This is a genomic window from Streptantibioticus silvisoli, from assembly GCF_027947535.2.
Classification (GTDB): Bacteria; Actinomycetota; Actinomycetes; order Streptomycetales; family Streptomycetaceae; genus Streptantibioticus_C; species Streptantibioticus_C silvisoli.
This window is the reverse complement of sequence record NZ_JAAGKO020000001.1, coordinates 373,785-394,182: the sequence shown is the minus strand read 5'-3', so window position 1 is coordinate 394,182 and position 20,398 is coordinate 373,785. Positions and strand designations below refer to the sequence as shown.

The window sequence follows — 20,398 nt, the reverse complement described above, 5'->3', positions numbered from 1 at the left end:
GAGAATTGGCCCGCGGAACCGGCCGCTCATCCCGTACAGGCGTATTGCTTTTCACACCAAGGGGAGAAAGCCATGGCTGAGCAGATCACCGTCGAGGAACTCCAGGAGATCACCGCACTCGAGGAGCGTGCCGAGGCCGCGGCCGCCGCTCTGCGCGCCGCCGTCGTCGAGTAACACCTGGCTCAAAGGGGCCGGGGCCGCTCTTGGAGCGGCCCCGGCCCCGGGCTGTCGACCACCTGCGACCAGGCTGCGGGAGAAACGATGACCACGCTCCGCCGTACCGTTCCCTTTGTTGCCCGATCCGGCAAGGACCACAGCGCGCGCATTCTGCTGGTCGACCGGGCGGAATTACCGCTGGCCGCCGCGGGTGACGCGCAGCTGTCGGCAACGCTCCGCCGACCGATATCCCTCGGCCCGGCCGACCAGGGAATACCGGCCGACGAGGTCGAGCGGCTGGTGGAGGAGCAGTACCAGGCCGCGTTGGAATTCGTCTACGGGCACCCCGTCTGGCAGCGCATCCGCGAGGGGGAGGCGCTCGGCGCGGTGCGGGCGTACCTGATGGAGTCGCGCCACTACCTGGCGGCCGCGCCGTTCCGGATGGCGAGCGGCATCACCGACGCGCTGCGGCCCTCCGAGCTGGTCAGGCTCCAGGCCCACCACGTGGTCGAGGAGGCCGACCACGACACGTACTTCGAGAACGGGCTCGCGGCCCTGGACATCCCGCGCGACCTCGTGCGGCAGGCCCGCCCCTCGCCGGTCACCGTCGAGTGGATCCACCTGATGCGCACCGTCGCGGCGTACGGCCCGCTGGCGGCGGCGCTGTGCTCGGGGCTGCTGGAGTACACCGCCGGCGACCAGAAATCGGTCGCCGGCTGGCACACCATGCTGCACGAGCGCGGAATGCTGCCCAAGGAGGCGGTCGAGGCGATCTTCGAGCACGTGGAGACGGACCTGGGGCTGGGGCACGGCAACAACTGGCGGGACGCCGTCCGGGCCGCGAAGGTGGTGCCCGCGGCGGAACTCGCGGACTGGCTCAACGCCGTCACCCTGGTCGCGGAGATGATCGTCCGCTGGCTGGAGACCTTCGAGGCGGGACTGTCCAGCGAGACCGTGGCCGCCTCCCCGGGACTGGAACTCGAAGGAGCAGCGCCGGTACTGGGCGGTGAGGCCGACGGGCTGCCGGTCTGGCCGGCCGAGATCTACGCCTCGTACGCCCACGGCCCGCGCAGCACCGCGTCCGGGGTGCGCCGGGTCCTGGCCCTGTCGTACGCCTACTCCGGGCGCGCCGTACAGCACGGTGCCACCGGGAACAGCACCACGGCGGTGGCGAGCGACCTGGTCGGGCGGACCGCGCGGGAGTGGGACGGCCGGACCGACGAGGTCGGCCTGGAGAAGCTCGTCGAGAGCTGGATGGTCGCCATCGACGGGCACGCCCTGTGGCAGCGCATGACCGAGGACCCCACGCTGCCGCTCGTGCACGGCTACATGGTGGAGAACTACCACTACGTCGCCGGGATCTGGCAGCACACCGGCGGGGCCGTGGCGGCCTGCCCGGACCCGGTGATCCGCAACGAGTTGGTCAAGCACCTGATCGAGGAGTTCAACCACGGAAAGATGTTCCTGCGGGGCATCAAGAAGGCCCGTGGCTCGCGGGACCACGGTCTGACGCCGGACCGGATGCGGCCGCTGGCCACCACGGTCGCCTTCGTCGGCACGCTGCGGGAGCTGGCGCAGCGCGACTGGAAGGCGTACGTACTGGCCCTGGCCTACCTCCAGTTGACCCTGTCCGCGGCGGGCACCACGGTGCACTCCCGGCACGAGGACTTCTACCGCACCTTGTTCGACAGGCTTCCGGAGAGTGAACAGCTCGTCTCCGCGATGCGCACGCACGACGCGGAGGACACCAGGCTCGGACACGGCGACGACACCCGCGACCTGCTGCGGCTGCTGGCGCAGCGCCACACGATCACCCGGGAGTCGGTGGCCGCGGCGGCCCTGGTACCGCAGCTCGCCTGGAGCTTCCTGGACGGCATCCTGCAGCACTACCGGCACGGCGAGGCGGCCGTCCTGCAGCGTGCGGGGTGGCATGTCGAAGGCTGAACCCGCCGTGGCCGCCCGGGCCGACGACACGTTCGCGGTGGGGCAGGTGCTGCCCCTGGAACACGCCCCGCCGGTCCGGGGCCTGCGCGCCCTGGCCGCGCTGGTCGAGGGCGACATCCCGGCTGCGGCGGCCGAGCGGCTGCGCGACCCGCGCATTCCGGCGGAGCAGTGGCCGCAGGTGCTCAAGCGCGAAGTGGCGATGACCCTGGGCTGGGCGGCCCGCCGCATACGGGCACGGGCCACCGGCGCCGCCGGCCCGCCACCCGCCTGGCACGGGCGGGGGCGGGTGCTGGTCCTGCTGCCGGCGCACGGACTGGCCGTGCACGCCCTGCGCCGGGCGCTGCCGTTCGCCCTGTGCGGGCTGCCCACCGCCGTCGCGGGTCATGAGCGCGACCGGGACGCCGTCGCGGAGGTCCTGGCAGCGCTGCGGGACCTCACGGGCCTGACGCCGGCGCAGCTGTCACCGGCTGCGGACGCCGCGCCGCGAGCGGTACGGGCGGCGGTCCCCGACGACCTGGTCGTGCTCACCGGCAACCCCCGTACGGCGGAAACCGTACGGCGGGAGAGCCCCGCGCTCGTCCTCGGCGCCACGGGCGGCTGCACGGTGCTGGTCGGCGCGGACCCCGAGCAGGCGCGGCGGACGGCGGCGCTGCTGCGGGAGCACGACCGGCCCGGCAGCTGCACGCGTCTGCACAGCTGGCGCGTGGTGCCCGGCAGCTGTGCCGGCGGTCCCGGGGCCCCCGAACCGCTCGGCGCGGTGCACCCGTCGGCCGTGTACCGGCTGGGCGCCGTGCCGGACAGGCCGATCGGTACGGAGGACGGCTACGTCGTGCTGCCCTGTGACGCGTCCGGAGTAGTGGGAACGCTGACCGGATTCGCGCGTGATCCGCTGCACCGCTGGCCCGGCGACTTCCTGGTCTGACCGTACGAGCCGTATTCAGCACGTGTGAAAGGTAGCCATGTCGTTCCCGCACACCCCGCAGGTCACCGCGTCGCTGCGCGCCGTGGCCCCGGGCGCTCCGCCGCTGACCGCGCCCGGCGCGCCGCACCTGCCCGAGGTGCAGCGTCTCCTTGCCGGTTGCCTGCTGGAGCGGCCCGGCGCCGCCGCGTTCTTCGCGGCGGTGCGCGAGGCGCTGGACTCCACGGGGTTCGCGGTGGTGTCCCTGCCGGGATTCTGCGCCCTGCCGGCCGCCGAACGGGACGCGCTGGCCGTGGGCGTCTCCTCGGTCCTGGGTACTCCGAGCCCGGTCGGCGGCACGGACGACCTCGTCGTGTGGGACGTGCGCCCGCGCCCTGACCTGCCGCGCGCGCAGCGCCGGGACAACATCTCGGTCGCCGACGGACAGGCGTGCCTGCACACCGACTCCACCTTCGCCGCCCGCCCCGAGCGCTGGTTCGGCCTGTGGTGCGTCCGGCCGGCCGACCACGGCGGTGCCTCGGTGCTGGTCGACGGCCGAGGCGTGTGGGACGCGCTGGGCCGCAGCGCGGCCGGCCGCGCCGCCCGCGACACCCTGCTCACCCGGTCCGTCCCCATGTGGAACGGCCAACGGCTCGTTCCCGTCAAGGTGTTCACCCGGACAGCGGGAGACGGCCTGATCGTGCGCTACCGCGCGGACCTGCTGGAGCAGGGCGTACGGCGGGTGCGCATGGCGGCCGGCGACCCGGTGGGCGTCGCGCTGGCGCTGCTCGGGCACACGCTCACCGATCCGGCGCTGGCCACCACCGTACGGCTGGCGGAGAGCCAGGCGGTCTTCGTGGACAACCACCGGGTCCTGCACGGCCGCGAGCACTTCGACGATTCGCGCCGCCACCTGTTGCGGGTCCGCATGCATCACGATCCGGTCCGCGCCGAGCTGCGGAGCGCGTCGTGACGGCGCCCGGTCCCGCCGCCGCGGACACCCCCGTCTTCCAGGCCGCGGGCTGCGCGGTGCACACCGAGCCGTACGGACCGCACGCCTACCTGGTGACCGTCGACGGGCCGCGCGGTGAGGAGGCCGTGCTGCGGGCTGCGGGCTGGCGCCACACCATGCTCACCGACCTGGTCCGCAAGCAGCACCTCGCCTGGGGGGACGGCGAGGTGACGATCCGGGTCCCGGACGACCGGGCCGCCTGGCTGATGGCCTTCGTCCCGCCCGCGGAGGTCTCCGTCTTCGACTTCGCCCCCACCGCGCTGCTGCGCACCCCCGGCACGGAGCCCGTCCGGGCCCGCTTCCCCGTCGTCGACGTGCACGCGCACCTGACGATGGATCCGGCGCCGGTGGCCGAACGGCTGCGTGTGATGGCGGAGTTGAACGTCGCCGCCGTGGTCACCGCGGCCTTCGCCGACCGCGGCGAGACGTCGGCCGACAGCGCCCGCCTCGCCCGGCAGGCCCCGGGACGGCTGCTGCCGGCCGCGACCGTGGACTGGTCGCTGGCGCGCCGGCCCGGTGGCGCGCGGCGCATGGCGGAAGCCCTGGAGGCCGACGTCCGCGCCCATCGGGCCGTGCTGATCGGCGAGATGCACGACAAGGGCTTCGGCGTCGACGACTTCGGCGTGGGCCCGGTGCCCGAGGACCCGCTCTTCCTCGACGACCCCCGCTTGGACCCCTTCTGGGAGGCGGCGTCCGCGCTCGCCCTGCCCGTGATCGCGCACTGCGGTGACGAACTGGCCGCGTACCGCCCGTGGGACGCGGACAACGAGGCCCTGGTCAGGCTGTACCGCACACCGTGGGCCCGGCGGCGCCCCGGCGGTGAGGGGCACGAGGAGATCCACCGGCGGCGGGACCGCGTGCTGCGCAGGTTCCCGGGTCTGGTGATGATCGCCGCCCACCTGGACGGGACCGGGGAACGCCTGGACGACCTGGCGGAGCGCCTGCGGCGGGTGCCCAACCTGTACGTGGAGCTGGGGGCCCGTCACGCGGTGCTGGCCCGGCAACCGCGGCACGCGGCACGCTTCCTCGACCGCTGGCGGGACCGGGTGGTCTTCGGCGGTGACCGGGTCCAGGACCGGGAGACCTACCGGGAGCAGTTCCGCGTCCTGGAGTCGGACGACGACGCCTTCGCCCTGCGCGACGGGCGGGGCCGCTGGCCGGCGTACGGACTCGGGCTGCCGGACGAGGTGCTCCGCGCCGTGTACGGGGAGACGGCGGCACGCATCCTCCCGGCGGCGGCGCAGGCGCTGGCGACGGCCGCCGCGGTGCGCGGCACCGCCTCCCGCGACGTCCCGGACGCGGGCACGCCGGACGCGGTGCGCAAGGCGGAAGGATGACGACGGCGACCGGCCGCTCCGCCGAATCGGGCTTCTTCCGGCTGATGTGGGCGGGCCAGACGGTCTCGGTGATCGGGGACGGCGCCGCCCTGCTCGCCGTGCCCCTGCTGATGCTCCGGATCACCGGCAGCCCCCTGCTGTCCGCGCTGGCCGCCACGCCCAGGACGATCGCCTACCTCCTGGTCGGGCTGCTGGCCGGCCCGCTGGCCGACCGGTGGAACTCCCGCCGGGTGCTCATCTGGTGCGACGTGGCCCGCGGCCTGGTGTTCGCGGCCATGCCGCTCACCGTCGGCCTGCCCGGGGGCGCGGGCCTGCTGCTCGTCATGGCCTGCCTGGCGGCGGCGATCGGGGTGCTGTTCGAGACCTCGATGACCAAGGCGGTGCAGTCGCTGCTGCGTCCCGACGCCCTGCTCAAGGGCAACGCCCGGCTGGAGCTGAGCAACCAGCTGGGCATCCTGCTCGGCCCGGCGCTGATCGGCGGGTTCATGGCCTGGGTGGGCGTGCGGGACGCGATCTGGCTCAACGCGGCCACCTTCGCGGCGTCCGTCGGCACCCTGCTGCCCCTGCGCGGGCTCGCCGGACCGGCCGGCGCGAGGCTCGCCGCCAAGGCCGAGGGCCTGGGCGCCGCCGCGTTGTGGCGGGAGATGCGCGAGGGCATGGGGTATCTGCGGGCCCATCCGCTCATCTCACGGCTCGTCACGGTGCAGGCCGCGGTGAACTTCGTGATAGCCGCCGAGACCCTCGTCATCTTCCACGCCACCAAGGGGCTGCACGCCTCCCCCGCCTGGGCCGGGGCCGTGGTGGCCGCCGCCGGCGTGGGCGGGGTGCTGGCCGCGGCGGTCGTGGGCCGGGTGGCACCGCGGGCCAGCCCGGCCCGGCTCATCGGCTGGTCGGTCATCGGGCTGGGGGGCTCCCTGCTCGGGTTCGCCCTGTCCGTCGATCCGCTGATGCTCCTGGTGGCGAACCTGCTGCACGGCGGGCTGTCGATCTTCGCCTCGGTCCAGATCAGGTCCCTGCGGCAGAAGCTGGTGCCGCTGGAACTGCTCGGCCGGGTGACCGCCAACGCCCGTACGCTCGCCTTCGTGGCCAACCCGGTGGGCGCGGCCCTGTTCGGCGCGATCACCGCCTACGCGGGGGGCGACGCACGCTACGGCTTCGGTGCCGCCGCGCTGTTCAGCGTGCTGAGCGGGGTCGTGGCGTACCGCGGCCTGGTGTCGGGCGCCGCCCGCGCGGCCGACCGGCCGGAGCCCGAGGAGGACTCCGGGCCACCTTCCGTACCATTGTCGAGCAGCCAGTAGGAGACTGGGCGCATGACGAAGCCCCATAACCCCGTCGATCTGCCCGACAACCTTCCCGTACCGCAGGACGACGGCGGCTGCGACCACGTGCCCGGCACCGAACTGCCCGCTCTTCCGCTGCCCGGCACCGGAGGCGGCCTGCACGACCTGCGCGCCGAATCGCGGGGACGCTGGGTCGTGCTGTTCTGCTACCCGCGCACCGGCAGGCCGGGCGAGGAGCCGCCCGGCGGCGAGCAGGCGTGGAACGCCACCCCGGGGGCGCGCGGCTGCACACCGCAATGCCTGTCCTACGGGCGGCTCTTCGCGGAGTTCGAGACCCTCGGCGCGCGCGTGTACGGCGTCAGCACGCAGACCACCGGGGAACAGACCGAGGCCGTCGAACGGCTCGGCCTGCCGTACGAACTCCTCAGCGACAGCGGCATGACGCTGGCTGGCGCCCTGCGGCTGCCGGTGTTCACCGTGGCCGGCAAGACGCTGCTGCGCCGCCAGACCCTGCTGGTGCGGGACGGCGTGGTCCGCCACGTGCGGTACCCCGTCTTCCCCTCGAACGAGGACGCACCGGCGGTGGCGGCCTGGCTCCGGGCCCAGGCGGGCTGACCCGGCGACCGGGCCGGGGCGGGCGGGACGGCCTTCGGCGGACGGTCCTCGGCCGCGGCTCCGTTGTGGAACCGCGGCCGGGGACCGTCCCGGCCGCCTGCACCGCCTTGTCTCGCCTCGCGACCCGGTGGCGGCGGCCGGGGATGCCGCCGAACGCCCCCGGGTCACGCCACCCGGACGGGGCTGTTCGAACGGGCGCCGGTGGCGGCGGGCAGATACGGGGTGATGTTGCGCCAGGCCCGCTCGACGTACTCCTGCTTCTCGCCGACCGGGGCGACGTAGTGCAACGCGCTCTCGGCGGCGGCGTCGCCCTTGAGGCGGGCGATGATCCAGGCGGCGAGGTAGTGCGAGGCGAGGCAGCCGCCGGCGGTGGCGATGTCGCCCTTGGCGTAGAAGGGCTGGTCGAGTACCTCGACGCCGGCGGCGACGACCCAGGGCCGGGTGGTCAGGTCGGTGCACGCGGGGATGCCGTCGAGCAGGCCGAGCCTGGCCAGCACCAGCGCGCCGGAGCACTGCGCCGCGATGAGCTGGCGGGACGGGTCCAGGCGGCGCAGGATGTCCATGATCGCCGGGTCTTCGACCACCTCGCGCGTGGCGATGCCACTGCCGACGATGACGGCGTCAGCGGCGCACGCCTCCTCCAGAGTCGACATCCGCTCGATGGTCACCCCGTTCATCGAGGTCACCTTGGGGCTGGGGGTGGCGATCGTGACGCGCCAGTCTTCGGTCCCGACACGGTTGAGCACACCGAGTGCGATCAGGGAGTCGAGCTCGTTGTAGCCCTCGAAAGTGAGGATCGCGATGTGCACGGGCGGCCGTCCTTCCGGGTTGGTGGAACTCACGGTAGGGACCCCCTCACAGGACCGTCAAAGGGTCATCGGGCGGGAGGACTTCCCGCACCGGTCGCGGCCGGTCGTAGCGCGACGTGGCACGGTCCGATGCGGCGTGGGTCGGCGTGGCACGGTCCGGCGCGGCACGGCACGGTCCGGCGCGGCACGGCACGGCACGGTCCGGCGCGGCGTGATCCGGTGCGGCCGCAGAGGGGGTCAGGTACGGGCGCGGTGGCGGACGGCGCGGCTGCTCGGCGACCGTGGCGCCGCTTCCGGTGCCGCCCGGCACCGCGGGCCGGCACCGGCGCCCGCCCGGTCCCGGCCCGTGCAGGCACACCGCCGGGCCGGCGGCGGATCACCTCGGTTCCAGTTTCCAGATCTGCGGCGAGAGGTCGTTGCACGTCCACTGCTGGACATTGGCGCCGGCGGTGGTGGAGCCGCCCGAGACGTCCAGGCACAACCCGCTGCCGGTGTTGCGCCAGGTCCAGTGGCCGTCCCCCTCGTTGACGGCCTGCCAGCGCTGATCGGTGGCGCCGGTGCATCCCTCCTGGTCGACGTTGGCGCCCGGCGCGGTGCTCGCCCCGGCCACCGTGACGCACAGCCCGGAATCCTGCCCGGTGAGGGTGAAGTCCCCGGTCGCGGTCCGGCCGAACAGGAAGTTCTGCGGCCCGAGCCCGTTGCACGTCCACTGCTGGATGTTGCCGCCGACCGCCCGGGAGTCGGCCGAGACGTCCAGGCAGTCGCCGCTGATGACGTCGATCATGCGGTAGGTGTCCCCCGGCGTCAGGCCGGAGCCCGTGGCGTCCTGGGTGCCCCGGGAGGAGCCGGTGGCGTAGTACGGCTCGCACACCGACCCGTTGTAGTCGGTGGCGATCTCCAGCAGCCTGGTCCCGTCGGCCGAGGGCAGCAGGGCGGAGCTGTAGTTGGGGCAGGAGCTGCCGTCGGGCGAGGGCACCGCCACCGGCGCGTCGATCGGGAACCAGTTGCCGGTGCCGTTCTCGGTGTTGACCAGGACGGTGCTGCCGCTGGCGGTCGACAGGAAGCCGTCCGCCTCCCGGAGCTGCTGGCCGACCAGGACGAACCGCCCGTTCGCCGTGCCGTTGGACAGCCAGGCCACGGTGGGCGCGTGGGTGAAGTACTGCCCGGTCTCCGTGGTGACCAGCGGGCCGGTGTCCGTGGGGTCGCCCCAGTCCGCGCCGTCGGCGGAGGTGCGGTAGTGGACGGCGCAGTCGTACTGGTCGCCGGTTCCGCACACCTCGTAGGTCATCAGGTAGCTGCCGTCGGCACGCCGGACGACGGTGGCCATGCCGGGCCGCAGGCCCTGGGCGGCCGGTGCGACCGTCGGCTGGGCCGCTCCCCAGGTGCGCCCGTCGGAGGAGAAGCGCTCCTCCAGCAGCTGGCTGTGCTGGGCGGGCTGGGTCTCGTCGGAATAGCCGCACACCAGATCGCCCTCGGCGTCGACGGACAGCTCCGGCTCCCACAGACCGCCGGTGTTGGCGGCGGTGGCGCAGGCCGGCAGTTGCGACCAGGTGACCCCGTGGTCCTGGCTCTGCCACACGTCGATCGCCATCCGCCGGTCCGTCGCGTTCTGGCCCACCGACGCGGCCCACAGCAGGGTTCCGGCGGGCAACGTCCCGAGCTGGGCGGGCAGTTCGAACAGGGTCGAGCAGCACAGGCCGCCAGCGGTGGCCGGGTCGTGGATGTCGCCGATCTCGGTGAAGCTGGCCCCGTCGTCGGTGCTGCGGTAGATGACACCGACGCCGCCGGCCGCGTCGAAGTCGACGACGGAGGCGATCAACTGGCCGTCGGCCGAACCGGAGTGGGCCAGTCGCAGGACGCGCGGGTACAGCCCGGTGCCGGCCCGCAGCGGGGTGCCGGTGGCGTGCGCTCGCACAGCGGCCGGCGCGGCGGGGGCCGACGCCGCGGCCGATCCCGCGGCGCAGAGCAGGGCCAGGACCGCCATGAGGGCCGGCAGAACTCTGCGGAGCACCGTTGCGTCGAGCACGTGGCGTTCGTACATGGTCGTCAGCCTCCTGCGGTCGGGACGCGGCGGCCCCGGTGGTTCCCGGTCGCCGCACGGGTGCCGGCCGGTGAGGCTGCCGCGCGGGACGAGGTCGGGCAGGAGGGCCGGCGCGCCGATCGGGGTGAGGGTTGCGCTGCCTGGGGGCGGTTCGGCGGTGCGCGTGCGAGGACGGGGATGCCGCGCGCCGGAGGTGACACGCGGGCCGGGCCGTGCGTGGTTCCGGGGTGAGACTGCCCGCCGCCGCCCGCCGCTACACCGCACCGGCGGTCGAACGGGCGGTCATATTCGGCCACCGGTCAGCGGGCGGGGGCGTGACGGTGGATCAGGCCCGAGGCAGCCGCCCAGGACGTCGGCATCCTGACGGACGTGCACTCCCGGACCCGGACCGCCTACCGCGCCGCGGGCGGCGTGTCCGAGCAGGAGCTCACCGGCCCAGCGGCCCGGGCGCGGCGGTGCGCTGCCTGGGCGCGCGGGCTCGCCACGTCGACGGTGACCACGTGGTGCGCGGAGCGCCTGGACGGGACGGTCATCGGTCTGCTCGCAGCGGGCCCGCCGCACCGCAAGGAACTCCACGCCGCGACGCACCACGAGCTCCACCGGATCGCGGTGCCGCCGCACGCCTGGGGACAGGGGGTGGGCGGGTCCCTGCACCGGGAGTTCATCGTGCGGGCTGCGGCTGCCGGTTGTGCCGAGGGCGTGCTGGGGTGGTGGGCGTCCGACGCCCGTGCACGGCGCTGCGACGCCCGGCGCACCTGGCGGCCGGACGGCGCGCACCGTCCGGGGCCGAGGGGCAGCGACTACCTCCGGCTGCGGCTGCCCATCGATCCGTCGGCCTCGCAGCCGCGGTGAGAGCTGACCACGGCTGAGGCTCACCTCTGCGGCGCCCCGGCCCTGCAAGCGGCTGACCCCGGTTCCCCGCCGGCCTGCCGCACCGTGCCCGTCGCCTCGTCCCGGCGGCCCCGGGGCCGGGTCCGCCGGGCCGGGTCCGCCGGGACGGATCGGTCAGCCGCGGCGGGCGATGCCGCGGGCGCGGAGGCGGTCGGCGGTGATCGCCAGGGCGAGGACGCAGCCGAGCACGATGTTGGTGTAGTCGGAGTTGATCTGGAGGATCGTCAGGCCGTTGTTGATGAATTCGAGCAGGACGGTCCCGGCGACGATGCCGACGATGCGGCCCTGGCCGCCGACCAGGCTGACGCCGCCGATGACGGCCGCGGCGATGGCCGACAGTTCCCAGCCGACGCCCACGCCGCTGGCCGAGCCGACGCCCATGCGGCCCAGCACCATGATCCCGGCGAAGCCGGACAGCAGGGAACTGGTGACGTACATGGCCACCACGCGGCGGTCACCGCGGATACCGGCCAGGCGGGCGGCCTCCGCGTTGCCGCCGACGGCGTAGACCTGCCGCCCGACGTACGTCCGTTCCAGGAAGAACCAGGCGGCCACCGCGACGACGGCGAACAGGATGAGGGGCAGCGGGATCTGGGCCACGTAGGTCTGGCCGATGTCGCCGAACAAGCCGCCGATTCCGGTGATCGAGGTGCCGGAGGTGATGGCCAGGGTGACGCCCTGGGCCACGGTGTAGGTGACCAGGGTGACCACGAAGGGGGCCATCTTCAGCCGGGTCACGGCGAGTCCGTGCAGCAGCCCGACCAGGCCGGTGATCGCCAGGGTGGCCAGCACGGCGACGACCGGCGGCAGTCCGGCGCGGACGTTGAACCAGGACATCAGGATGACGCTGGTGCCCAGCAGCGCGCCGACCGACAGGTCGATGCCGCCGGTGAGGATGACCAGTGACTCGCCGATGGCGATCAGCCCGTACTGCGCCAGGTCGAAGCCCATGCCCTGGAGGTTCACCGCGTCGGCGAACGTCGACCGGTCGATCGCCAGGGCGGCGAAGACCACGACGCAGGCGGCGACCACCCCGACCTCCGGGGTCTCGCGCAGCCGTCGGGCGAGGGAGCCGCGCGCCTCGGCTCCGGCGTCAGCCTCGCTCGGCGCCGGTGCGGTGCTGGTTTTCATGCGCTTGCCTTCCCTTGCGTGGACGCGCCGGGACGCGTCCCGGCCGCCGCGGTCATGATCGCTTCCTTGCCGAACCGCTCCCGGGGGAGGTCGGCGACCACCCGCCCGTGCGCCATCACCACGATGCGGTGGCATATCCAGAGCAGTTCCTCCAGTTCGGAGGAGGCGACGAGGACGGCCAGGCCCTGCTCGGCCGCGTCGTCGATGAGTGCGTAGATCTCCGCCTTGGCGCCGACGTCCACGCCCCGGGTCGGTTCGTCCAGCAGCAGCAGTTTGGGACCGGCGGCCAGCCAGCGCCCGAAGACCGCCTTTTGCTGGTTGCCGCCCGACAGGTCGCCGATGGGCTGTTCCTGGCTGTGCAGGCGCACCCCCAGGTCCTTGACGATCCGCCGGGCGTGCTCCTTGTCGGTGCGCGGCCGCAGCACGCCGCGGGTGCTGATGCGCCGCAAGGTGGTGAGCGTGACGTTCCAGCGCACCGAGTGGGCCGGCAGCAGCGACTGCGCCTTGCGGTCCTCGGGCACCATCCCGATCCCCGCCTCGACGGCGTCGGCGGGGTGGCGCGGCCGGAAGTCGCGGCCGTCGAACTCCACCGTTCCGCCGGTGCGGGGCTGGGCGCCCATCACGGTGTGCAGCAGCCGGCTGCGGCCGGAGCCCATCAGCCCGGCCACCCCGACGATCTCGCCGGCCCGTACCCGCAGGTCGACCGGCCCGAGGCCCTCCGCGGTCAGGGCGCGGACCGACAGGGTCGTGGTGCGTTCGGCCGAGGAGGTCGGCGCCAGATCGGCGCGGGCCAGATCGGTGCCGACCATCTCCCGGATCATCCGCTCCTCGGTGGCCTCGGCCGGGGTGAGGTCGGCGACCGGCCGACCGCTGCGCAGGACGATCACCCGGTCGGCGATGGCCCGGACCTCGTCCAGGCGGTGCCCGATGAAGAGCACCGCGCCGCCGGCCCGGGTGTGTTCGCGGGCCAGCTCGAGCACCCGCCCGGCCTCCACCGGCCCCAGCGACGACGTCGGCTCGTCGAGGACGAGCACCACGGGACGGTGGCCCCATGCCTTGGCGATCTCGATCATCTGCCGTACGGGGACGGGGTAGTTCTCGACCGGGCGGTCGACGTCCACGCCGGTGACGCCGATCTCGGCCAGCAGCGCCCGGGCCTCGGCGCGGATGCCCGCGCGGTCGACGACCAGGCGGCCCAGCGGGCGGGAGCCGGCCCGTTGCGGGCGGCGGCCCAGCAGCAGGTTCTCCGCCACGCTCAACTGCCCCACCAGCGGGAACTCCTGAGCGACCAGGGCGACTCCCAGGTCGCGCGAGAGGTCGGGCCGGCCGGGCTGGAGCGGTGTGCCGGCGATCTCGACGCTGCCGGTGGTCGGCGTGACGGTTCCGGACAGCACGCCCATCAAGGTGGACTTGCCGGCCCCGTTCTCCCCCACCACGGCGACGATCTGACCGCGGGCCAGCTCCAGGCGGGGGATGTCGAGCACCTTCACCGGCCCGTACGACTTGGTGACGTCCGTCAGGAGGACGGCGGTGTCGGAGGCGGTGTCCATCAGCCGATGCCCAGCGCCTTCAGCTTGGCCTGGTAGGCGGGCAGGTTGGCCCGGGTGACCAGGCCGACGCCGGAGCTGAGCGTGGTGCCGTCGCTGTCCAGGTAGGGGCGGACGAGCTTGAGGGTGGCGTTTTTGCCGAGCACCTTGAGGGCGGCCAGCAGGTAGGCGCCGGTGTAGCCCTGCTGGTACGGCTGCTGGAGGACGGTCGCCTGGATGACGCCGGAGGTGATGAACTTCAGCGTCTGCGGGTCGCTGTCGTCGGAGATGATCTTGATCCGGCCGGTCCTGCCGGCCGCCTGGACCGCCTGTCCGGCCGACGGTCCGTCGTAGGAGTAGACGCCGTAGATGCCGTTGACGCCCGGGTCGGCCTGGAAGGCGGTCTGCGCGTTCGACAGCGCCTTGGAGGCGTCCATGCCGTCGCTGAGCTTCTGGACCACCTTCACGCCGCTGCCCTTGAGGGCGTCCTGGAAGCCCTGGATGCGTTCGACCGCGTTGGAGGCGGTGAGGGAACCGACCAGGATCACCACCTGGCCCTTGCCGCCGAGGGCCTGCTTCATCGCCTCGCCGGCCTTCTGCCCCGCCTGGTAGTTGGGGGTGCCGAGGTAGAGGTCGGCGCCGTCCTGCGCGGGCAGCGGGGAGTCGATGGCGAGGACGGGGATGCCGGCGCTGTTCGCCGAGGCGATCGGCGTCCTGATCGCGGTCGGGTCGATCGCCGAGACGCTCATGCCGGTGATGCCCTGGCCGCGCAGCGTCTGGATGATCGACAGCTGCTGGTCGAGCCGGCCGTTGGCCGGCGCCTGGTAGGTGCCCTTGATCCCGAGGTCCTTCAGCCCCTTGGTGAAGCCGGCCCGGCCCGCGTTCCAGTAGTCGACGGCGACGTTGACCACCATCGCCTCGTCGAGCGCGGACAGCTTCCTGCCCGCCAGTGCGGCCTTCAGGGCGGCGTCCAGCTTGGCGAGGTTCGCGTCGTTGAACGCGATGTCGCCCTTGATCGCCGTCGTTCCGGTGGAGGCGCCGGCGCTCACCGGCGAGGCGTCACCCGCCCCGCTGCGGCTGCAGGCGCTGGCGGAGGCGAGCACCGCCAGCGCCACCGCGGCGGCACCCCAGCGTCCGATTCTCCGGTGAGCGGATCGCACATCGCGCATGATCGACATCCTGTTCAGGTAGGGCCGCACGGGCCAGATTGTTAGCGCTCACAATTTGCTGCATGGCGCAGGGTTGCTTCTTGTCCGACAAGAACATTCGCCCGGGCACTCACTCCGCGCGATCCCCGCAGGGCCGGCGTGGTGACTGCGGATCATCGCGCCTGCCCGGCGGGAGGGGCGCCGAACGCCTCAGGCGCCGGACCCGCGGGTGGCGCGTCGGGACCGGGTCGCCCACGGGCACCGCCGGAGCCCCCGGCGTAACGAGAGCGGCCTCGTCTCCGCCTGGATGCTCCGCCGCATGCCAGAGATTGTTAGCGTTCACGACGGTGACGTCAAGGTGTCGGGCAAAAGAAAAGCGGCCGCCGGGGCCCCGCCGCGCCTGGGCCGCTTCGACCCCGGCGCCACGGGTCCGCGTGCGGGGCTACGTCATGACGCCGGGGCGGTAGATGGTCGTCGAACGGTGGACGCGGCCCGGCTCCAGCCACGTGGTGGGGTAGTCGGGGCGCCGGGGCGAGTCCGGGAAGTGCTGGGTCTCCAGGGCGACACCGGCGTACCGGGGCAGCGGGCGCCCGCCGGCACCGGTCACCGCGCCGTCGAAGCCGTTGGCGGTGTAGACCTGGATCCCGGGCTCGGTGGTCAGGCACTCCAGGACGCGGCCGGTCCCCGGATGGCGCAGGACCGCCGCCGGCTCCGGTTCGCCGCCGCGGGGGCGCAGGGCCCAGTTGTGGTCGTATCCGCCCCCGGCGGTGCGCAGTTGACCGTCGTCGACGTCGTCGAGGACGTCGGCGAGCCGGCGGGGGGCGGTGAGGTCGAACGGGGTTCCGGCGACCGGCCGCGGTGGTCCGGGCAGCGGGATGAGTTCCGCGTCCACCGGCAGGTAGTGGTCGGCGGCCAGGTACAGCTCGTGCTCGTGCACGGTGTCGTGCGTGCCGCCCGCGAGGTTCCAGTAGGTGTGGTTGGTGAGGCTGACCGGGGTTCGCACGTCGCAGGTGGCGCGGTAGCCGATGCTCAGGGCGCCGTCGTGCACGGTGTAGCGGACCGCGACCTGCAAGGTGCCCGGGAAGCCCTGGTCGTCCGCGGGGCTCGTCAGGGTGAGTTCCACCCCGGCGCGTTCCGCCGTGCCGACCGGTCGGGCCTGCCAGACGCGGGCGTCGAAGCCCTCGGTGCCGCCGTGCAGGGTGTTGCCCCTCTCGTTGGTGCTCAGCTGCCGGTGGCCGGCCGGGGTCGGCAGCCGGCCGCGGGCTATGCGGTTGGCGTAGCGGCCGACGGTGGCGCCGAAGTAACGCGCGCCGGCGAGCCGGTCGGCCAGCGACCCGGGACTCAGGACGACGTCGGCCGGCTCCCCGTGGCGGTCGGGGACGTGGAAGGCGTGCAGGGCGGCACCCAGGGTCAGGATCTCGGCCCGGGTTCCGATGGGATCGATGAGGCTCCAGCGGTGGACGGTTCGGCCGTCCGGCAAGGTGCCGAAGACGGAACAGGAGGTGGTGGCGGCGGGCATGGAGTCTCCGTGAGCCGACGAGGGGGCGTTCGGGCAGGCCGCAGCCGGCCGCGAGGACGCCGCTGTCCCCTTGCGGCTGGGGCGGCGTGAGAGCCTACAGTCCGCCGGCCAGCCGGTAGTACGCCTGGTTCCAGCGGATCTCCCGGGTGAACTGCCGCAGGGTGGTCCGCTCGTCGATCACGAGCAGTTCCGTGCCGAGCATGTCGGCGAGGTCGGTGAGCTCTTCCAGGCCGACGGCGCTGGAGAGCACGGTGTGGTGGGGGCCGCCGGCCGTCAGCCACGCCTCGGTGGAGGTGCGCAGGTCGGGTGCCGGTCTCCACACGGCGCGGGCCACCGGGAGCCTGGGCAGCGGCTGGAGCGGCGCGACGACCTCGATCTCGTTGGCGACGAGCCGGAAGCGGTCGCCCATGTCGGCCAGCCCGACGACGATCGCCGGGCCGGGCCGGGCGTCGAAGACCAGGCGGACCGGGTCCCCGCGGCCGCCGATGCCCAGTGGATGGATCTCGCAGGACGGGCGGTGGGCGGCGATGGTCGGGCAGACCTCCAGCATGTGGGCGCCCAGGATGAGTTCGTTGCCGGTCTCCAGGTGGTAGGTGTAGTCCTCCATGAACGACGTTCCGCCCGGCAGGCCGGCCCCGGCCGCCTTGAGGGTGTGCAGGAGCAGGGCGGTCTTCCAGTCGCCCTCCCCGCCGAAGCCGTAGCCGTCGGCCATCAGGCGCTGCACGGCCAGCCCCGGCAGTTGGCGCAGGCCGCCGAGATCCTCGAAGTTGGTGGTGAACGCCCCGAAGCCGCCCGCGGTCAGGAAGGTGCGCAGGCCCAGTTCGACGCGGGCGGCGTAGCGCAGGCAGTCGTGCCGTTGTCCGCCGGCGGTGAGGTCGGCGGCCATCCGGTAGGAGTCGGCGTATTCCGCGGTCAGTTCGCCGACGGCCGCGTCCTCGACGGCGTCCACGGCCGCGACCAGGTCGTTGACGCCGTAGGTGTTGACGGAGACGCCGAAGCGCAGTTGCGCCTCCACCTTGTCGCCCTCGGTGACCGCGACGTCGCGCATGTTGTCGCCGAACCGGGCCACCCGCAGGGTGCGCATCGCGGCCAGTCCCAGGGCGGCGCGCGTCCACGCCCGGACGCGCGCCGCCACTGCCGGGTCGCTGACGTGTCCGGCGACGGTTTTGCGCGGGACGCCGATCCTGGACTGGATGTATCCGAACTCCCGGTCGCCGTGGGCGGCCTGGTTGAGGTTCATGAAGTCCATGTCGATCGTCGCCCAGGGCAGGTCGACGTCGGCCTGGGTGTGCAGGTGCAGCAGGGGCTTGCGCAGCAGGTCGAGTCCGGTGATCCACATCTTCGCCGGGGAGAAGGTGTGCATCCACACGATCAGGCCGACGCACTCCGGGGTGGAGTTGGCTTCCAGGATCCGGTCGGTGATCGCCGCGGCGTCGGTGAGGACCGGCTTCCAGACCACGGCGGCGGGCGTGCCCGGCAGCCGCTCAGCGATCCGGCGGGACTGCTCGGCGACCTGGCGCAGGGTGTCCTCGCCGTACAGGCCCTGGCTGCCGGTGAGGAACCAGACTTCGTGCGGGGCGGTGCTCATGCGGTGGCTCCTCCGGGGGTGACGGGTGCGTGCTGCCCGTAGACGTTCTGGTAGCGGTCGTGGAGCCGGTCGACGGCGGACGGTTCGATGGGCAGCGGCTCGCCGAGCTGGCGGGAGATGTGGACGCTGCGGGCGGCGTCCTCGCACATCACCGCGGCCTTCACCGCGGCGCGTGGGTCGGCGCCGATGGTGAAGACGCCGTGGTTCTGCATGAGCACGGCCGGCGAGCGGTGGCCGTCGAGGGTCTCGACGATGCCCTTGCCGATGGAGTCGTCGCCGATCAGGGCGAACGGGCCGACCGGGATCTGCGCGCCGAACTCGTCGGCCATCGCGGTCAGCACGCACGGGACGGGTTCGCCGCGGGCCGCCCAGGCGCAGGCGTAGGTGGAGTGGGTGTGGACCACTCCACCCACCTGGGGCATGTGCCGGTAGACGTAGGCGTGGGCGGCGGTGTCGGAGGAGGGTGACAGGCCGCCCTCGACGACCTCGCCGTCCAGGTCGCAGACGATCATGCTTTCGGGTGACAGCCGGTCGTAGTCCACACCGCTGGGTTTGATCACGAACAGGTCGTGGCCGGGCACCCGCCCGGAGACGTTGCCGGCCGTCCACACGACCAGCCGGTACCTGACCAGTTCCCGGTGCAGGTCGCTGACCTGCCGGCGCAGCGCGGTCACCGCGTCGGCGGCCGCCGTCGGATGCGTACTCATAGGGGCGGACCTCGGTCTCGGAGTGGGGGTCAGTGGGAGTTGTTAGCGCTAACATCACACCGTGCCGCGATACGGCGGACGGTCGCGGAGCGCGCGGAGGCGGTGCATGACGGCGGTGCCGCCGCGGCCGAAGTGGTCGTGCAGGGCGCGGTATTCGGCGTACAACCGGTCGTAGGCGGCCGTGCGGGCGGGGTCGGGGGTGTACGCGTGGCGTTCGAGGCGGCCCATCGCGGCCGAGGCGGCGCGCAGGTCGCGGTGGGCCCCCGCGGCGACCGCCGCGTGGATGGCCGCCCCGAGCGCCGGCCCCTGTTCGGAGGCCAGGATGTTGACCGGGCGGCCGAGGACGTCGCTGTAGACCTGCATCAGGAAGGGGTTTCTCAGCAGGCCGCCGGCCGCGGTGAACTCGGTGACCGGCACGCCGGCCGTGTCGAACGCCTCGATGATGGTCCGGGTGCCGAAGGCGGTGGCCTCGATCAGGGCGCGGTAGACGTCCTCGGGGCGGGTGTCGAGGGTCAGGCCGACGATCAGCCCGGACAGGTGGTGGTCGACGAGTACCGAGCGGTTGCCGCTGTGCCAGTCCAGGGCCAGCAGGCCGTGCGCGCCGACCTCCTGGGCGGCGGCCTTGTCGGCCAGCAGTTCGTGCGGGGACAGGCCGCGCTCTGCGGCCTCGGCGGCGTACGCGGGCGGGGTCGTGGTCCGTACCGCCCACGCGAGGATGTCGCCCACCCCGCTCTGGCCGGCCTCGTACCCCCACAGCCCGGGCACCACGCCGTCGCGCACGACGCCGCACATCCCCGGCACCTCCGCCAGGACGTCGGAGTTCATGATGTGGCAGGTGGAGGTGCCCATGATCGCCAGCAGGTGGCCGGGGTCCAGCGCCCGGGCCGCGGCGCTGGTGACGTGGGCGTCCACGTTGCCCACCGCGACGACCGTGCCCTCGCACAGTCCGGTCAGCGCGGCGGCCGCCGCGCCGAGCCGGCCGGCGGGGGCACCCAGCGGCGACAGCGGATGGTCGAGCTTGGCGGTGAACCCGGCGAAGTCCGGGTCGAGGGAGGCGAGGAAGGCACGGTCGGGGTAGGTGCCGTCCTGGCGGATGCCCTTGTACCCGGCAGTGCACAGGTTCCGGTTCTCCGCCCCGGTCAGCTGCCAGACGATCCAGTCGGCGGCCTCGATCCAGCGGTCCGCCGCGTGGTAGACGGCCGGGTCCTCGCGCAGCACCTGGAGGGCCTTGGCGAACTGCCACTCGCTGGAGATCCGCCCGCCGTAACGGGCCAGCCACGGCTGCCCGGACTCCTCGGCCCGCCGCACGATCAGGTCCGCCTCCGGCTGCGCCGCGTGGTGGCGCCACAGTTTGGGGTACGCGTGGGGGCGGTCGGCGAACCCGGGCAGCTCGCACAGCGGGGTGCCGCCCCGCGTCGTGGGCAGCACCGTGCAGGCGGTGAAGTCGGTGGCGACGCCGATGACCTGCTCCGGCCGGACACCCGCGTCCCGCAGCGCCCGCGGCACCGCGAGGCGCAGGACGTCGCGCCAGTCCTGGGGCAGCTGCAACGCCCAGCCGGGCGGCAGCCGTTGCCCGTCGGGCAGGGCCCGGTCCAGCACGGCGTGGGTGTAGTCGTGGACCGCGCTGCCCAGTTCCCTGCCGTCGTCGACGGCCACGACGAGGGCCCGGCCGGACAGGGTCCCGAAGTCGACACCGAGGGTGACGGCGGGTGGATCGGTGCTCATCGTGTCTCCATGGGTGCGGTGGGTTCCGGCACCCGTGCGGGCCGCCGGAACCCCGATGCGGGTACGCCGTG

16 protein-coding genes are annotated in these 20,398 nt (G+C 73.6%); 7 read left to right on the top strand and 9 right to left on the bottom strand.

The features are described from left to right. Positions 1-261 precede the first annotated feature (261 nt). The 6 genes from POF43_RS01525 to POF43_RS01500 are packed head-to-tail and all read left to right on the top strand — an operon-like array spanning position 262 to position 7,242. The gene (locus POF43_RS01525; protein ID WP_271323493.1) at positions 262-2,100 is read left to right on the top strand and encodes a thiaminase II/PqqC family protein; all 1,839 of its coding nucleotides are present in this window, start codon (positions 262-264) and stop codon (positions 2,098-2,100) included. Further along, positions 2,087-3,022, top strand: a complete 936-nt coding sequence (locus tag POF43_RS01520) for a hypothetical protein (RefSeq protein WP_271323494.1) — start codon at positions 2,087-2,089, stop codon at positions 3,020-3,022. Before POF43_RS01525 ends, POF43_RS01520 begins: the two co-directional genes overlap by 14 nt. A gap of 37 nt (positions 3,023-3,059) precedes the next feature. Beyond that, positions 3,060-3,971, top strand: coding sequence for a TauD/TfdA family dioxygenase (locus POF43_RS01515; protein WP_271315616.1), 912 nt, complete (start codon positions 3,060-3,062; stop codon positions 3,969-3,971). Continuing rightward, the gene (locus tag POF43_RS01510; RefSeq protein ID WP_271323495.1) at positions 3,968-5,347 is read left to right on the top strand and encodes an amidohydrolase family protein; all 1,380 of its coding nucleotides are present in this window, start codon (positions 3,968-3,970) and stop codon (positions 5,345-5,347) included. The genes POF43_RS01515 and POF43_RS01510 overlap by 4 nt, the downstream gene beginning before the upstream one ends. Next, positions 5,344-6,645, top strand: coding sequence for an MFS transporter (locus POF43_RS01505; protein ID WP_271323496.1), 1,302 nt, complete (start codon positions 5,344-5,346; stop codon positions 6,643-6,645). Before POF43_RS01510 ends, POF43_RS01505 begins: the two co-directional genes overlap by 4 nt. Before the next feature lie 12 nt (positions 6,646-6,657). Beyond that, positions 6,658-7,242 (top strand): peroxiredoxin, encoded by a 585-nt coding sequence (locus POF43_RS01500; RefSeq protein WP_271315619.1) that lies wholly within the window; start codon positions 6,658-6,660, stop codon positions 7,240-7,242. Positions 7,243-7,406: 164 nt separating this feature from the next. Here the strand turns inward: POF43_RS01500 and POF43_RS01495 are convergent, their stop codons facing one another. Both POF43_RS01495 and POF43_RS01490 read right to left on the bottom strand, forming a co-directional pair. Beyond that, on the bottom strand, positions 7,407-8,051 hold the full coding sequence (locus POF43_RS01495; RefSeq protein WP_271323497.1) for a DJ-1/PfpI family protein: 645 nt from the start codon (positions 8,049-8,051) through the stop codon (positions 7,407-7,409). A 376-nt stretch (positions 8,052-8,427) separates the two neighbouring features. Then, the gene (locus POF43_RS01490) at positions 8,428-10,092 is read right to left on the bottom strand and encodes an RICIN domain-containing protein (RefSeq protein WP_271323498.1); all 1,665 of its coding nucleotides are present in this window, start codon (positions 10,090-10,092) and stop codon (positions 8,428-8,430) included. A gap of 369 nt (positions 10,093-10,461) precedes the next feature. On the opposite strand from POF43_RS01490, the gene POF43_RS01485 reads away from it, so the two are divergent. Then, entirely contained in the window at positions 10,462-10,944 is a 483-nt protein-coding gene (locus tag POF43_RS01485; protein WP_282704358.1) for a GNAT family N-acetyltransferase, read from the top strand. A 153-nt stretch (positions 10,945-11,097) separates the two neighbouring features. On the opposite strand, the gene POF43_RS01480 is transcribed toward POF43_RS01485, so the two are convergent. The 7 genes from POF43_RS01480 to araB form a co-directional block, all read right to left on the bottom strand. Beyond that, positions 11,098-12,114: an ABC transporter permease gene (locus POF43_RS01480; protein WP_271323028.1), complete on the bottom strand. Its 1,017-nt coding sequence runs from the start codon at positions 12,112-12,114 to the stop codon at positions 11,098-11,100. Continuing rightward, the gene (locus POF43_RS01475) at positions 12,111-13,664 is read right to left on the bottom strand and encodes a sugar ABC transporter ATP-binding protein (protein ID WP_271323029.1); all 1,554 of its coding nucleotides are present in this window, start codon (positions 13,662-13,664) and stop codon (positions 12,111-12,113) included. Before POF43_RS01475 ends, POF43_RS01480 begins: the two co-directional genes overlap by 4 nt. Then, positions 13,664-14,809, bottom strand: coding sequence for a substrate-binding domain-containing protein (locus POF43_RS01470; protein WP_271323030.1), 1,146 nt, complete (start codon positions 14,807-14,809; stop codon positions 13,664-13,666). The genes POF43_RS01475 and POF43_RS01470 overlap by 1 nt, the downstream gene beginning before the upstream one ends. Before the next feature lie 421 nt (positions 14,810-15,230). Beyond that, positions 15,231-16,307, bottom strand: a complete 1,077-nt coding sequence (locus tag POF43_RS01465; RefSeq protein WP_271323031.1) for an aldose epimerase family protein — start codon at positions 16,305-16,307, stop codon at positions 15,231-15,233. Between the two features lie 94 nt (positions 16,308-16,401). Beyond that, on the bottom strand, positions 16,402-17,895 hold the full coding sequence (gene araA, locus POF43_RS01460; protein WP_271323032.1) for an L-arabinose isomerase: 1,494 nt from the start codon (positions 17,893-17,895) through the stop codon (positions 16,402-16,404). Continuing rightward, positions 17,892-18,602, bottom strand: a complete 711-nt coding sequence (locus tag POF43_RS01455; RefSeq protein ID WP_271314123.1) for an L-ribulose-5-phosphate 4-epimerase — start codon at positions 18,600-18,602, stop codon at positions 17,892-17,894. Before POF43_RS01455 ends, araA begins: the two co-directional genes overlap by 4 nt. A 54-nt stretch (positions 18,603-18,656) precedes the next feature. Then, positions 18,657-20,327, bottom strand: coding sequence for a ribulokinase (araB, locus tag POF43_RS01450; RefSeq protein ID WP_271323033.1), 1,671 nt, complete (start codon positions 20,325-20,327; stop codon positions 18,657-18,659). Positions 20,328-20,398: the final 71 nt, after the last annotated feature.